Source organism: Arsenicibacter sp. R0_47, assembly GCF_057652235.1.
Window position 1 is genome coordinate 1 of sequence record NZ_JBYFCJ010000103.1, and the last position, 866, is coordinate 866.

At 52.5% G+C, this 866-nt stretch carries 1 protein-coding gene and 1 pseudogene; both read left to right on the forward strand.

Features of this window, described 5'->3' with window-relative positions:
• Positions 1–58: 58 nt before the first annotated feature.
• Positions 59–499 carry a helix-turn-helix domain-containing protein gene (locus AC23NW_RS36195; protein WP_487455587.1) on the forward strand — a complete coding sequence of 147 codons (441 nt, stop codon included), beginning with the start codon at positions 59–61 and terminating at the stop codon, positions 497–499.
• A gap of 74 nt (positions 500–573) precedes the next feature.
• Positions 574–866 (forward strand): annotated as a pseudogene (locus tag AC23NW_RS36200) (IS630 family transposase); the annotation flags it as partial.

An 866-nucleotide genomic window follows, 5' to 3' on the forward strand; every position in this document is an offset into this window, starting at 1 on the left:
CTAGTGTTTTGACTTGATATGCGTGACGGGTAGCTTTGTAGAAAATGCCCCCACTACGATGAAAAAGTATCACGTTACCCTTACCGAATACGAACGCAACGAATTGAAAGCGATCATCGCCAAACGGAAAGCAGATAGTCAAGCTGTTAAACGGGCTTATGTATTGCTGGCCGCTGATGAGAACCAGCCCGGTTTTCTCAAAGACGAGCAGATTAGGCAGGCTTATCAGGTCAGCATCCGCACAATTGAACGGTTACGGGAACGCTTTGTGGAACAGGGCTTGGCAGTGGCTATTAAAGGGAAGCAACGGGAAAAGTTTAAGCAAAGGATCTTTGATGGGACCGTTGAGGCTCATTTGATAGCCCTACGATGCAGTCAGCCACCGGCGGGTCATGCCCGCTGGACAGTGCGGTTGCTGGCTCAGCAGATGATCGAGTTGAGTTACGTCGAACAGATCGGCCGCGAGACGGTGCGAAAGATGCTCAAAAAAACGAATTGAAGCCCTGGCGGGTCAAGAGTTGGACGGTCCGCCGCGCGGTGATCCCAGAAGCATCGGCTGAGTTCGTCTGCCAGATGGAGGAAGTTCTGGAGGTTTACCAGCGTCCCTATAATGCGAAACGGCCAGTAGTGTGTTTAGACGAAGCCCGGCGCCAGTTAGTGAGCGAAACCCGCCAAGGCTTCATCGATAAGTATGGCGTGCAACACGTTGACTATGAGTATAAGCGGGAGGGTGTGGCAGAACTGTTTATGGTTGCGGAACCCCTGGTCGGTCAGCGGCAAGTCGTTGTCACAGCGAGTCACAACAGCCATGAGTGGGCGCGGGTAATAGGACAGATTGTGGAAACCTGGTACGTTGACGCTGAGTG